Origin of the sequence: Tundrisphaera lichenicola, assembly GCF_051175385.1 — a bacterium.
GTDB lineage: Bacteria > Planctomycetota > Planctomycetia > Isosphaerales > Isosphaeraceae > Tundrisphaera > Tundrisphaera lichenicola.
The window spans coordinates 3,225,616-3,238,089 of the sequence record NZ_CP195106.1 but is presented as its reverse complement, the minus strand read 5'-3'; the positions used below and the strand labels follow the sequence as shown (position 1 = coordinate 3,238,089).

Genomic DNA, 12,474 nt, shown 5'->3' with positions numbered 1-12,474 from the left:
CAGAGCACCAGGCTCGGGAGTCAACAGACCTCCGCCCGAGGCAAGGTCAAGGAACGTCATCCGGCAGGCCGTCCGGGGAATTCCCTCGATCGTCGGTCAGGTATCCCCGGCCGGACCCCTCGTCGCCGCAATCCGTCACTTCAACCGGCGGCCTCGGTCGCTCGGGCATGTGTCGGCCTCGAACAATCACGGTCGGTCGATTGACAATCGGCCGCGTCGCGATAATATGTATTTGGAATACCTGTTAAATTCCCGCCGGACGATCCGGGTGTTCTCCACGACCCGGCGACCTGATCGGGGACGGGCGGCTCATCACTCCCATGGTGTGGAAGAGGCCGATCGATGGCGCATGCAAAGCGGATTTCTACCCAAGGCGTTGCCTCGGTCCGGCTGGGCGCGTTCTTGCTCGGTTGCTCCGCCTTCGTGGCTTCGACCTCGCTTGGCCAGGAGATCGACCGGGACCCGATCAACTACAGCGTGGCCGCGCCCCGGAATGCGGTCTCTCGGCTCCAGGAGCTGCTGGATCGGGGTCAGGGGACTCTCGAATACGAGCCGGAGCACGGCTATCTCCGGTCGCTGCTCCGCGCCCTCGACGTGCCCGAGTCGTCGCAAGTGCTCGTCTTCTCCAAGACCAGCCTCCAGCGGGATCGGATCTCTCCCCGGACACCCAGGGCCATCTACTTCAATGATGAGGTGATGATCGGTTCTTGCCTTCGCGGGCGGGTGCTCGAGATCTCCGCGGCGGACGAGGTCCTTGGCACGGCATTCTACACGCTCGACCAGTCGGAGGAGACGAAGCCCGTCCCGCAACGACAGACCGAGTCGTGCCTGATCTGTCATAGTTCTTCGGCCAATCAAGGCTTCCCCGGGCACGTCGTCCGTTCGCTCTTCGTGGATCGCAAGGGCTATCCCCTGCTTTCCAGCGGGACGTTCCGGACCGATCACAAGAGCCCGATCGCCGAGCGCTGGGGGGGGTGGTATGTCACGGGCACCAGCGGCGCCCAGATACACCTGGGGAACATGACCATCCCCGGGTCGAGACGACCCGAGGTGGTCGATAACTCCGGCGGCGTGAACGTGGTCGACCTGAAGGATCGGTTCGCGACCTCGTCCTATCTGACGTCGCACAGCGACATCGTCGCGTTGATGGTCCTCGAGCATCAGGCCGGGATGCTCAACCGGCTGGCTCGCGCGGGGATGGAGACGCGGATGGCCTTGCACTACGAGCGCGAGATGAACAAGGCGCTCGGACGCCCGGACGATGCGGAGTCCCCGACCACGCGGTCCCGGATCCGGAGCGTCGGCGATGCGGTCGTCCGGTACATGCTCCTCGGGGGCGAGGCCCCCTTGACCGAGCGGATCGAGGGCACCTCTTCCTTCGCGGCCGATTTCAGCGGGCGCGGTCCCCGCGACTCGAAAGGCCGGTCCCTTCGCGATCTCGACCTCAACGGCCGATTATTTCGATACCCTTGCAGCTACCTGATCTATACGCGGTCCTTCGACTCCCTCCCGGTCGAGGTGAGGGACTACGTCTATCGAAGGCTCTGGGAGCATCTCGGCGAGTCGGAGACCGGCGAGGAGGATCGCAAGTCGGAGACCGGCCAGGAGGATCCTCGGCTCAGCGCGGAGGATCGTCGGGCGATCATCGAGATCCTCCGCGAGACGAAGCCGGGATTGCCGGATTACTGGAAGGCCTCGTCCCCTTGATTCCGTCGGTCGCGGCCCGATCATCGGTGGATCGTCGGATGGAATGGCAACCGAACCCGACCGGGAGGTCCGAGGCCCCCTCGACGCGACCGTACGGCGTTCCCCCTGACGGGAGGGATTGGCGTCCCTTGTGCGGATGCCGCGGGATCAACGAGGTCTCGATTCCCGCGATTGTCCGCGAGTTCTACCAGGGAGCCCGCCTCGATGACCGCCTCGGGTCGGCCTTCGAGGGACGCGCCCGGGGATGGGGCGACCACCTCTCGCGGATGAACGACTCCGGGACCGCGGCCCCGTGCAGCCATCCCGGCGGGGCTCCGGCCGGCCGGGAAACCCCATCGCGCGAGTTCCGGCCTGAGCCTCGCTCATCTTCCAAGTATCCCGTCGCACTTTTCGAGGAGCTTTCCATGTCGATTCCAAGCGAGCAGCCGGGTCCGGTGATCGATGTTCGACCGCTCGGGCTTGGGCTGGTCGACGCCAGGACGACGGCCCTGGTCAAGGCCGGGAGCCTGCAGGTTATCCGCCTGGTGATCCCCCGGGACAAGGAGATTCCCACCCACTCGGCCCGGGGTGAAATGACGGCCCATTGCCTGGAGGGACGCGTCGCCTTCACGACGGGAGGGGTCACGCACGAGCTGGGGGCCGGGCAACTGCTCCACCTCCCGGCCGGGCAACCCCATTCCGTTTTGGGGATCGAAGACGCTTCTCTCCTCGTGACGATATCCGCCCCTTGAGGCTCGCGGTTCGAGGGATCACCGGCTCGCCCGGAGTGCCGAATTCCGTGACGCGACGTCCCGAGCCTTCATACTCCGTCGCGGATCCGATCGGGACGTGCCAGACCCGGGTCGGCATGCGATGAAGACGCTTCTCGTCGATCGAGGCGGGCCGGGGTCCACCGAAGGCGTGAGTTGGCCCAGATCGTCTTTCGGCGAACACGAGCCGCCGAACGCCTCGGGGACCGGAGCCGCTACCGGCGGGGATGGGCCCGAGTGAAGGGAGTGTATGAAAGCTCCCGCACTCCAGGGCGGCTTCGACGGGGGGCCCATCGATCCTGGCGAGTCGCCTGGACCGCGACGGCCCTCGGGGGCGGGATCCACCAGGACCGGCGAGATTTGTCGGGGGGCCGAGCGTTGGGGGCGCTCCTGAACTTGCCCGATGCTCCGGCTCGTCGGCCGTCACGTGTTCCCGTCGCGGTGGCCCTCCGCAGGGATGATGCTGATCCCCCCGGTCCGTTCGAGGATGGCGTACTTGACCTGGGCCATCCGCTCCAGGCCGTGGAGGCGTCGGGCGGCCTCCAGGATGTCGTCGGGGCCGACCCTGGCTCGCCGCATCCTCGACTCGATCGGGCGGCCGTGCTCGACCAGGAGCGTCGGGACTCCGTCGACCCATTTGTCGAGCCGGGGCCAGCGCCTTTTGGCCAGCGAGAAGCCAACGTCCAGGGTGATCAGGGTCAGGATTACGAGGAACGCATTGGTCAGCGAGTAATCCTCGCCGATCATCGCGTTCTGCGTCGCCTCGCTGATGATCAGCAGGAGGACGAAATCGAAGGTCGTCGTCTCGCCCAGGGTCCGACGGCCCGAGGCCCGGACCACCACCATCAGCAGGCCGTAGACGGCCGCCGCCCTCAAGACCGGTTCCAAGGGGACCTCCCGTTCGCCTTCAAGGATAGATGAAGTGGGTGAAGCCGAGCTTCGGGCCGTCCCCCGCGCGAACTTGCCCGCGAAGCGGGCCCGGGTCTTCGGGATAGGCGTGGAGCTGGATCCGGACCGGCCGATCGGATCGGACGACCGGCATGACATAGGTAATGCCGTCGGAGCCGACCTCGACCCGGGCGGGGTCGGGCTCGACGCGGCGGATGTCGGCCCGATCGGCGTACTCTCGGTCGACCCAGATCCGGACTTCCTTCCCGGGCCCGGGGGGGACGATGAACTCCAGGATCGTCTCGGCCTGGCGGCGGGCGAAGCGGCGGTACTCCACCCGCAGGGATCCTCCCCCGTCGCCGACCGAGGCCTTGCTGATCGGGCCGTCGCCGAACAGGCCGATCAGGCCAAGTAGGAGGATCGCCGCCATGATCGACCAGGCGACCCGCTGCCAGGCCCAGGTCTTCTCCTGGAACGGGATGTCCTCGTCAAGCTCCAGTCCGCGGTCCTTCCGGGCTCGGGGCATCGCCTCGCCTCCTCGGGTCGTTCGTTTCAGGGCATGACGCGGAGCCCGACGGCCGTGTTCAGGTCGAGCTGGCTCTGGCGAAGCTCGATCAACGCGTTCCGGTATTGCTGGACGACGTCGTTGTAATCCTTCTGGTCGTCGAGGTAATCGCCGACCTTGGAGGGGTCGTCGCGGAACTCGCCGAACGATCGGTCTCGGGCCTGGCGGGCGGCGGGGATGACGTCCCGTTCCAGCTCGACCACGTCGGCGAGGCCCAGCTCGACGTCGAGGGCGGCCTCGCGGACCTCGTGCGAGGCCTGTTGTTCCAGGGCGGCCATCTCCACCTGGGTCTGCCGGGCGTTGCACTCGGCCCGGGCGATGTTCCCCTGGTTCCGGTTGAACAGCGGGAGCGTGGCGTTCACCCCCGCTCCCCAGGAGTAGGTTGCCTTGTATCCGAACGCCTTGCCATCCTGGAACGTGTAAGGCTGATAGACCAGATAGACGTCGGAGAAGCGGTTGGCCCGGGCCAGCTTGACGTCGGCCTGGGATCGCGAGACTCCCAGCCGGTAGGCGATCAGGTCGGGCCGGGAGGCCAGGGCGGTCCGGACCAGTTCGTCGGCGGGGATGGTCGGAGGGGCGGGCACCCGGAGCCGACCCCGGATCCGGAGCGACTCGGCCTGGGTTGGGGGGACGTTCAGGATCTGGGCCAGCGTCCGGGTGGTCCGGGCCAGCTCGCGGCCCGCCTGTCGGACCTGGAGGCGCGACTGCTTCTCCTGGCTCTTGAGCTCGACGATCGCGCCCTCGGCGGCCTCGCGCTCGTCCTCGGCCTTCTTCCGGGCGGCCTCGTCCCCCTCGGGAGCGGGATTCGCCGGGGCTTGTCGGGCCCGGGCCTCGGCCTGCCCGCGGATCCTGGTAATCCCTTCGAGGAAGGCTTCGCCGTATCGGAGGGTCTCGCGGGCGGCCAGGACGTTGATGAAGGCGCCGTACAGGTCATCGATGAGCTGGCGGGCGGCGTCCTGGAACTGGGCCTCGGTGACGCGCCGGGCCATCCGGGCGACGGCGACCCGCGCGTGCCGCTTGCCCGTGACGTCCAGCGGGAACGAGAAGTTCACGTCGTACTGGGGCTGGCCGCCCCCGCCCCCGGGACGTTCCTGCGTGTACTTGCCGTAGGGGACGAACTGGGCATCGCCGTAGACGATCGGGTTGTTCCGGAGCCCCGCGGTGAGGACGTCGGCCTCGGCCTTGGGGATCTCGAACCTCTGGGCCATCAGCGTGAGGTTCTGCCGCAGGACCTGGTCAATGGCGAGGTCCAGGGTCAGCCCGTCCTCGGGCCCGGCGTCCCCCTCGGGCTCGGGGATATCCAGGCCGGGGCGACGGGCCAGGGAGAACGGATCGATTTCGGACGGCTGGACTCCCTCGCGATCGCGGCGGAGGCGCTTCCGGAGGGCCTGATTCGAGCCAGGCCCGCCATCACCCCCGGGCCGGGTGTCGGGGATCGCCGTCGGGCCGAGACGCCCTCCCAGGAAGCCGGGCGGCTGGGTCCCCGGGGAGTTCGGCCGGCCCGTGGTCCCCGAGGCTCCGATGGGCGGGCCGAAGAGCGACTCGTCGGGATCGCCTGGGGAGTCTTTCAATCCGCTCCGGGACGGCGAGCCCACCGTCCCGCCCTGACCCCCCTGGCCGCCCCTGATCCCGCCGAACTGGCCCGGGTCGTCCGGAGATCCTCCCGGGTCCGGGTCGACGGCCGAGCCGCGTGCCCCCCCCAGCCCGGCCCCTGGAGGCCCGCCCGAGCCGGCACCGGCGTTCATCCCCTGTCCCCGGGCGATCGAACCTCCGGCCGCCATGACGACCAGCGACAGGATCGCCGGCATGCATCGCCGACCGGGTCCTCGGACCGGCCTGGTACTCCCGATCATCGGACCCCTCCCATCGAAGTCTCGGCGAATTTGCCGAGCCTGATCCGTTCCAGGAGCGAAGATCGGGCTGAGTGGGCGGGCCCGTCCAATCTTTCCGCCAGGACGTCGTTCCGTGAATTTTCCGGCCGGAGTGCAGGAGTCCCGCCCTTCGCCACGATAAAGAAGAGAAGAGAGGAACCGGAACGCCGGGCGACCCTTCGCGGTCACCTGGCGGCGAATCGCCGAAGGACGTTCCGCTCGCGGGCTTTTCTCGGACCTGTCGAGAAGACTCGCGTCCGCCACAGGTAAGGACGCCGTCCCATGAATCGATCGTCTTTCGCGGGCCTAACCAAGGCCGGGGCCGCCGGCCTGGCCCTGGCCTTCGTGTTCCTGGCGGGTGGGGCCGACGGTGGAGCAGGGGCCGGGGGAAATCCGACCCTCGATGTCGCCTTGAAGCGGGCCGAAGTGTTCGGGAATCGGGCGGTGGCCTGGTATCGTCGGACCCCTCCGGTCGACCGCGTGACCTGGGGGGGGCTGGGGGCCTGCGCCGTCCTGGGGTTGATGGTCCTGGCCGAGCGGTCGCTGGTCGTTCGCCGTCGTCGAGTCACGCCGGGCGGCTTCCTGAAGCGGTTCCGCGAGCGGCTCCAGGATGGCAAGCTCGATCGTGGCAAGGCCTTGGATCTTTGCGAACTGAACCCGAGCCCGGTCTCGCGAGTGGCCCTGGCGGCGGTCCGTCGCTGGGGGCGCCCGGTGGCCGATCTGGAACGCGCCGTGGCCCTGGCCAGCCGGGTCGAGACGGATCGGCTGAAGCGGAACGTCGGGACGCTCCGACGGATCGCGGCGATGTCTCCCTTGCTCGGGTTGCTGGGTAGCCTGATCGCGGCCGGTCGGGCCCTCTCGGTCCCGGGCGCGGCCTGGGGGCCTTCGCTGGGGAACTCGCTGATCCCGCTGACCTCGGGCGTGGCCCTGGCGATCCTGGCCCTGGTCGCCTACGACGGCCTGGTCGGGCGGGTCGAGAAGCTTTCCAACGAGATCGACCGCCTGGGGGCCGAGACGGTGGACGCCATCGCGATGTCCAGCGTCGTCGAAACCCCGGCCGTGCACCGGCCTTCGGAGCCCCGACGCGGCCCTCACATTCCGGTCCGGGGCTCGCACCCGATCCGGGTCGAGATCCCCGACTCGATCGTCCGGAATCTCGATCGGGACGACGATCCCTTCGATGACTGATCCCGGACTGGCCCGGCTCGGATGGCGGTCGACGGGCGATTCCGATACAACGGAACCCGGCTCGGCGCCCGCCACTCGGTCCCTTTGGTCCAGGATGCGACCCGATGACTGGCCTCAACCTAGAGACGTTCCTCCGACTGATCCGGGCCGATCTCGGGACCTGGGCCAGCCTCGCCCTGATCGCCCTGATCCTGGCGGTGATGACCTGGACGAGCTGGGGGTCGAGGCGTGCCTTGCGGAAGTGCCTGGTCCTCTCGATCGCCGCCCACGTCGGCCTGATCGCGTATGGTAGCTCCTCGCCGGTCGTCCTCAAGGTCCTGCAACTCGCCTCGGCCGATCGCAAGCCGCCGCCGAAGACCGAGCGGATCCGGGTGACTCCCTGGGTCGAGCCGGACCGGAAGGCGGACGGTCCGGAAGGCCGGCGCTCGCGGGATATCTCGGCCTGGGATCGCGACAAGAGCACCCTGGCGATGGCCGAGCCGACCCGACCCGTGCCCCCGACCAGGACACCGGATTCCCCGAGCCCATCGCGGGTCGAGCCGACCCTGGACTCGCCCGAGACGGTGGCCCCCGAGGTCGAGGCCCCCGCACTCCCCGACGTCGAGCCGCCCCCCTCGGCCGAGTCGATGCCCGCGGAGCCGCCCCCATCCGTGGCCCCCGGCGACCCTTCCGAGGTCGCATCGGCCCCGGTCGAGCCGATCCCGTCGGCGAGCGAGTCCTCCACGCTCCCGGGACTGCCCGCCGTGGCCGACCTCCGGGCGAGGTCTCGGCCTTCGAATCCCATCGGGTCTCAACCGGTGACCCGGCCGGGCGGTTTGACACCCGTCGCGCCCCTCCCGGAGGCCCAGCCGACCCGGACCCCGGTGGTCGAGATCCCTTCGCCGATCCCCGCTCGTTTCCCGGATGTTTCGAGCCCGAGAGAGGATGCGCCGGTCGCGGCCCAGGCCGACGTGGACCCCGGCCCCTCGGTCGAGATCGCGGCCCCCTCGATCCCTTCGCCGGGAAGTGCCTTGCCCGATGCCGAAATCCGGCGGGCCCCCCGACCGACCCGTCCCGAGCCCTCGTCGGTGGGGATCCCACTCCCTCGCCGTTCGTCGGATGACTCGGCCCCCCCGGCGATGGCCCGTGCGATCCCCCGAGGACCGACCGCTCTCCCGGTGACCCCGGGGGCGGTCGGCCGCCGTTCGCTCTCCGAGGTCCCGTCGGTCTACCGGTCGAGGCTCGACCCGAACCGGACCTCGCTGGCTCGCCGGGCCGGGGCCAGCGACCTCAGCGAGCAGGCCGTCGAACGGGCCCTCGACTGGCTCGCGCGGCACCAGGATCTCGACGGCCGATGGGACGGCGGGACCGCCCGGTTCAAGGACGGGAGCGTGGCCAAGGACGACGACTCGTTCACGATCCACTGCCCGGCCGGCGAGGTCTGCTTCGGCGAGTGCTACTACTGGGAGGCCGACACCGCCCTGACCGGCCTCTCGCTCCTGGCCTACCTGGGGGCGGGCTACACCCACGTCGACGGCAAATACGCGGCAGTCGTCGGCAAGGGGATCGAGTTCCTCCGCCGGTCGCAGAAGCCCGACGGCGACCTCAGGGGGGTGAGCCTGGCGGTCGGGATGTACTGCCACTCGATGGCGACCCTGGCCCTCTGCGAGGCCTACGCCCTGACCGGAGACCCCAAGCTCCGCGACCCCGTCGAGCGGGCCGTGGCCTTCCTGGTCCGGTCGAGGGCGATCGACGGCCTCTCCTGGCGATACGCCCCGGGGGCCCCGGTGGGGGACACGAGCATCCTGGGCTGGGCGGTGATGGCCCTGAAGTCGGCCAAGACCGTGGGGATCCCGATCCCCTCGACGACCCAGGCCGGGATCCTCGGATGGCTCGAGAAGGTCGGGACCGGCCCGGATGGCGGGCTGGCCCGCTACCAGCCCGGCGAGAAGGTGACGCCCACCATGACCGCCGAGGCCTGGGCCTGCCGCCAGTTCCTCGAAGTCGGAGGCCCCGGCCGGGCCAGCGACGAGGCCGCCGCCTTCCTGATCCGGAACCCGACCGACGGCGGAGGTGAGTTCAACGTCTACTATCTGTATTACGGGACGCTGGCCATGTTCCAGCACGGGGGCGAGGCCTGGTCGACCTGGAACGCCCGGGTCCGAGACCAGATCGTCGAACGCCAGCAGAAGGGCGGCCACAAGGCCGGGAGCTGGGACCCCGACGACAGCCGCTACGGGACCCACGGGGGCCGGATCTACGGGACCGCCCTGTCCGCCCTCACCCTGGAGGTCTACTACCGCTTCCTCCGCCTCTACGAGCCCGGTTCGGACAACGTGCCGGTGGCCCCCAAGCCGGTCGACGGCGGGACCCGCCGGGCGGGACTGGTGCCGCCGGGTCGATGAGTCGCAATCGTACAGCCTTTACCCGATGCGGAAGAGTGGCGATTGACTTCGGAGGAGATCCGCAAGATGTCCGCTCCAGAGGTCGGGACAACCGAGGAATCAGAGCGTCCCGGCCGGTCCGAGATGGGCACGAAGGACGTGACCGATGGGCAATCCAGGAAACGAGGGAGTGGGAGGCTAACGGCTTACTCGGCCTGGGCGTTCGCCATTTTTGGTGTCCTCGTCGGTCTATATATGATCGGCCAGTATGCTTTTTACCGTTTCACTCGCTCGATGACCAACGACGCCTTCGTCGAGTCCCACATCGTCCACCTCGCGTCGCAGGCCGGCGGGCTGCTCACCCGGGTCGAGGTTGAGGAGCATGGTCGGGTCAAAGCGGGGCAAGTCCTCGCGGAGACCGACCCGACTCCCCATCGTCGCGAGCTGGAATTGGCCCAGGCCAAGCGGGAAGTGGCGGCGGCGGCGCTCCGGCTGGAGGAGTCGACGCTGGAACGGATGGTCCAGGAGCATCCCCGGAAGGTCGCCCTGGCCGAGAAGGACCTCTCCGTGGCGGACTCGGCGCTCACCCAGGCCGAGCGGCAACTGGTCCTCACCACTCGCAATGTCGAGGAGGAAATCCATCAGGCCAAGTCGGCCGTCGACTCGTCCCGGGCCGCGCTCACCAAGGTCCGCGAGGATTACGACCGATACAAGCAGCTCTTCGAAGAGAAGTCCGCACCGGAGCGGAAATTCCAGGACGTGACCCGCGAATTCAAGATGTCCCAGGCCGACTTCGAAGCGGCGGAATCCAAGCTGTTGAAGGCGGAGGCGAACCGGCTCCAGATCGAAATCGCCTCGCTCGGGGTGGCCCAAAAAGCTCGGGAGAAGGAACATGCGTCCGAGCAACTCCGGTTGGCGGTCCTGGGCGAATTGGCGATCGATGAGGAACGGCGGGCCGTCGCCCAGAAACGGGCCCAGGTCGCCGAGGCAGCCCGGGTGGAGCAGACGATCCTGACCGGCCTGCAATACACCAAGGTCGTGGCCCCGTTCGATGGTGTGGTCGTCCGTCGCTACCGGAACCCGGGCGACCATGCCCCGATCGGCTCGCCGATCTTGAGCCTCTACGACCCGGAATTGGTGTACGTTACCGCTTATATGGAAGAAGAACGACTGGAGGGCATCTCGCCCGGCAATCGGGCCCGGGTCTGGTTCGATGCCATCTCCGGGTCGATGGACGGGCGAGTCGTCTGGATCGATCGCGCCACCGGGGCGAACTTCGCGCTGCTCCCGCGTGACGTCAGTTCGGGCGAGTTCACCAAGGTGACGCAGCGCGTCCCGATCCGGATCGCCATCGATCGCGGCGAGCACTGGAGCGAGCTGAGGCCGGGTCTCTCGGCAACGGTCGCCATCACGCACGGGCCGGGCGATCCCGCATGGGCCGAGAAGGAGGCCGAATGGGAGAGATCGCGGGCGTCTCGAGGAGTCAGCCCGATCGATCCGGCCTCTTCGGATCGGCCGGGGGTCCTCCCCAGGCCATGAGCACCGGGATGACCAACCCGCCCACGCCCGAGGATTCGGTCTCCCCCGACCGCCGGATCTGGCACGGGCTCCAACTCCGGAAGTGGACGGTCCTGGCGATGCTCCCGCCGCTGTTGATGACGGGGATGAACTCGACGGTGACCGACCTGGCGCGTCCCTTCATCGTCACCGAGCTCTCCTCCGATCGCTACCGTTACCAGTGGGTCACCGGCTTGACCTTGCTCGGGGCCGTCGGCGGGATGTCGATCATCAACTGGGCCAGGGCCCGTTTCGGCCTGAAGCGGGCCTTCCTGGTAGGCCTCGTCCTGTTCACCCTGGGCAGCCTGGCGATGGGCCTCTCTCCGAACTTCGAGATCCTGGGCGTCGCTCGATTCTTGCAGAGCTGGGGCAATGGGATGGTCGTCACCACCGTCCTCGCGTTGCTCTGGCGAGAGTTCCCCGAGGATCGCGACGCCTCGATGGCGCTCTACGTCCTCGGCCTCTACTTCGGCAGGATCCTCGCGCCGAGCGTCAGCGCCTACCTCATCAACCTTCCTTCGTGGCGGTCGATCTTCCTGGTCAACGTCCCCGTCGCGGCGGTCGCGGTGCTCCTGACCTCCAAGACGCTCCAGCCCGACCAACCGCCGCAAGAGCGGCATCGAGAGCGGCTTGACCTCGCCGGGTTGGCCCTCCTGTTCGCCTGGATCGGTTGCTTGATCCTCGGCCTCTATCGCTTCCAGAAGTGGGGTTGGGAAACGGCGGGCGAGACCTGGCTCGTGGCGGGCCTGGGGATCTTGGCCTTCTCGGCTTTCCTGATCCGCGAGTTCACCGCGGAAGACTCGCTGCTCAATCTCTACCTGTTCGGCCGGAGCCGCTTCGCCCTCGCCGTCATCATCAAGGCATTGGCGGACACCAACTTCTTCACGGTCCTGGCGATCCTGACGCGGTACATGGCCGTGACCCGCGACTATCAACGATCGACGACCGGGCTGGTGTTGTTGCCGGCCGTTGCCTCGATGGGTGCCACTCTGCTGCTCTCGGCGCGGTTCGGGACCCGTCGCGACCGCAAGGGCCGCCTGATCCTCGGGCTGTCGGGCATGGCCGTGATGAGCTGGGTCCTGGCTAGCATCGACCTCTACACGGACAAGCATTGGATCTCGGCGATGGTCGCCCTCTGGGCGGCCTCGGCGGGGCTGGTGGCCTCGCCCCTGATCTGCATCTCGCAGGAGGACATGACCATGCAGGAGGTGGCGGCTTCCTCGTGCATCAAGAACCTTGGCCTCGTGCTGCCGTCGGCCATCGGTGGTGGGCTGATCGCCATCTTCTCCGAGCGGAGGACCGATGCCCAGTTCGACGCCCTACGGCTTGCGATCGAGCCGAACCGGCCGGCATTGATCGATGTCAGTCAAAGTCTGGCCGACCGCTTCGCCACTCGGGGGCTCGATCCTGTCGAGGCGACGAGCCGGGCCTCCGGGGCGGTCGCCGAGTTCGTCCGAGACAACGCCTCGGTCTACGCTCAACAGGCGTCGCTCCAGCTCCTGGCGTTGATCGTGGCAGTCGGAATCCTCCTGGCATTCCTGCTCAAGCCCCTGCCGCCGCATGCCAGCGGACCGATCCGGGGTTGA

At 68.4% G+C, this 12,474-nt stretch carries 10 protein-coding genes; 6 read left to right on the top strand and 4 right to left on the bottom strand.

Annotated elements, in window-relative coordinates; translation table 11 throughout:
- Positions 1–46: 46 nt before the first annotated feature.
- Positions 47–169 (bottom strand): hypothetical protein, encoded by a 123-nt coding sequence (locus P12x_RS12865; protein ID WP_435011266.1) that lies wholly within the window; start codon positions 167–169, stop codon positions 47–49.
- Positions 170–342: 173 nt separating this feature from the next.
- Here P12x_RS12865 and P12x_RS12860 point away from each other — a divergent pair, with 173 nt between their 5' ends.
- Both P12x_RS12860 and P12x_RS12855 read left to right on the top strand, forming a co-directional pair.
- A complete protein-coding gene (locus P12x_RS12860; RefSeq protein ID WP_435011265.1) occupies positions 343–1,707 on the top strand; it encodes a hypothetical protein in 1,365 nt (454 codons plus the stop codon).
- 404 nt (positions 1,708–2,111) lie between these two features.
- Positions 2,112–2,438: a cupin domain-containing protein gene (locus P12x_RS12855; protein WP_435011264.1), complete on the top strand. Its 327-nt coding sequence runs from the start codon at positions 2,112–2,114 to the stop codon at positions 2,436–2,438.
- A 441-nt stretch (positions 2,439–2,879) separates the two neighbouring features.
- Here P12x_RS12855 and P12x_RS12850 read toward each other — a convergent pair whose 3' ends face one another.
- Genes P12x_RS12850 through P12x_RS12840 form a run of 3 tightly spaced genes read right to left on the bottom strand, consistent with a single transcriptional unit; the run spans position 2,880 to position 5,762 of the window.
- Positions 2,880–3,344: a DUF421 domain-containing protein gene (locus P12x_RS12850; protein WP_435011263.1), complete on the bottom strand. Its 465-nt coding sequence runs from the start codon at positions 3,342–3,344 to the stop codon at positions 2,880–2,882.
- 19 nt (positions 3,345–3,363) lie between these two features.
- A complete protein-coding gene (locus P12x_RS12845; protein WP_435011262.1) occupies positions 3,364–3,870 on the bottom strand; it encodes a hypothetical protein in 507 nt (168 codons plus the stop codon).
- A gap of 26 nt (positions 3,871–3,896) precedes the next feature.
- Entirely contained in the window at positions 3,897–5,762 is a 1,866-nt protein-coding gene (locus P12x_RS12840) for a TolC family protein (protein WP_435011261.1), read from the bottom strand.
- A 300-nt stretch (positions 5,763–6,062) separates the two neighbouring features.
- On the opposite strand from P12x_RS12840, the gene P12x_RS12835 reads away from it, so the two are divergent.
- The 4 genes from P12x_RS12835 (at position 6,063) to P12x_RS12820 (ending at position 12,474) form a co-directional block, all read left to right on the top strand.
- Entirely contained in the window at positions 6,063–6,968 is a 906-nt protein-coding gene (locus tag P12x_RS12835; RefSeq protein WP_435011260.1) for a MotA/TolQ/ExbB proton channel family protein, read from the top strand.
- A 104-nt stretch (positions 6,969–7,072) separates the two neighbouring features.
- Positions 7,073–9,352 (top strand): prenyltransferase/squalene oxidase repeat-containing protein, encoded by a 2,280-nt coding sequence (locus P12x_RS12830; protein ID WP_435011259.1) that lies wholly within the window; start codon positions 7,073–7,075, stop codon positions 9,350–9,352.
- Between the two features lie 66 nt (positions 9,353–9,418).
- Entirely contained in the window at positions 9,419–10,870 is a 1,452-nt protein-coding gene (locus P12x_RS12825) for an HlyD family secretion protein (RefSeq protein WP_435011258.1), read from the top strand.
- A complete protein-coding gene (locus P12x_RS12820; RefSeq protein WP_435011257.1) occupies positions 10,786–12,474 on the top strand; it encodes an MFS transporter in 1,689 nt (562 codons plus the stop codon). The genes P12x_RS12825 and P12x_RS12820 overlap by 85 nt, the downstream gene beginning before the upstream one ends.